This is a genomic window from Streptococcus sp. GMD6S (genome assembly GCF_000297015.1).
Genome location: NZ_AJRH01000150.1, coordinates 1 through 1197, shown reverse-complemented (window position 1 = coordinate 1197; position 1197 = coordinate 1). Strand labels below are relative to the sequence as shown.

The window sequence follows — 1197 nt, the reverse complement described above, 5'->3', positions numbered from 1 at the left end:
CTAACCTTCGTTCTCTTAATCGCTTCTGCTGTCGCTATCAATAAGGTTCTCAAAACCAAACAACGTTATCTTGATAAGGTCATTGGTCTTGAGACTCCTTCAGACAACGACGATTCTACAAAGCCTGGAATCACCTAATTCAGTTTTCACAACATTTTTATAGAACTGGTCTTGTCAAGCAAGTGTAAATATCGTGTCAAGTTGCCCATGTCCAATCAAGTTCCCACCTTAGAAAAACTAAAAAGCCTTGTTCAAAAGGAACAAAGGCTTTTTGTGTTCTTAATATTTCCCCAACTCACGAAGACTCGTATGATTTTCCTGAATGCGTCGGAACATTTTTTCCATATCTGACTTGGTAAAATGCACCAAAACGGGACGTCCGTGTGGACAGTTGTAGGGGTTATCACATTGAGAAAGCTGATAAAGGAGCTGTCTGGCTGAATGGTCATCGATACGGTGATTGGCCTTGATCGACCGCTTGCAGGACATCATGATAGCCAGCTCTGCTCGGTATTTCTTGATCGAAACTTCTTTAGTTAAGAGGAGCATATCGCACATCTCATAGATACCAGATTCGATTTCCTCTTCGGCCATCCAAATAGGATGTTCACGCAGGATAAATTGATTTTCTCCATACTCTGCTAGAAAAACACCTACTTCCTCTAGGAGAGGCATTCTTTCTCTAAGACGAAGGGCATCATCCGCAGGAAATTCAAAGATGTAGGGCACTAAGAGTTGCTGCTGACTCTGGTCAACATTGCCGATGCTTTCACGGTATTCCTCGTACTTAACCCGCTCCTGAGCTGCATGCTGGTCAATGATATAGAGTCCATCTCGCCCCTGGGCAAAGAGATAAGTCCCGTGCATCTGTCCGAAAAATTCCAATTCTGGAAAGCTTGATGATTCTTCTCGCTCCAGCTTATCATAGGCTTTATCGAGACTAGCAAGGTCCAACTCTGGATGGTCTAGTTGGTCATAGCTAGCTGGCTTTCTCTCTGCAAAATGCAGTTTTGCAGGCTTGGTCAACTGGTCCAAGGTTTCCTTGGCAAACAGGGTTAAATCCTGTCTTTCTTCAGTCAAGCCTACTTGATGGTCTGAAACCTCAACTTGAGTCGGTCTTGTTACTTCTGTTTGTTCATAGTAAAGCGTATTTTCTTTGAGTGGGAGAATGGTCTGCTCTACCTTTTGACGATTACG

The 1197-nt window shown here is 43.4% G+C and carries 2 pseudogenes; one reads left to right on the top strand and one right to left on the bottom strand.

Annotation, left to right across the window (positions count from 1 at the left end):
• Positions 1-138 (top strand): annotated as a pseudogene (locus GMD6S_RS12765) (helix-turn-helix domain-containing protein); the annotation flags it as partial.
• A 141-nt stretch (positions 139-279) separates the two neighbouring features.
• On the opposite strand, the pseudogene GMD6S_RS09250 reads toward GMD6S_RS12765, so the two are convergent.
• Positions 280-1197 (bottom strand): annotated as a pseudogene (locus tag GMD6S_RS09250) (DNA mismatch repair endonuclease MutL); the annotation flags it as partial.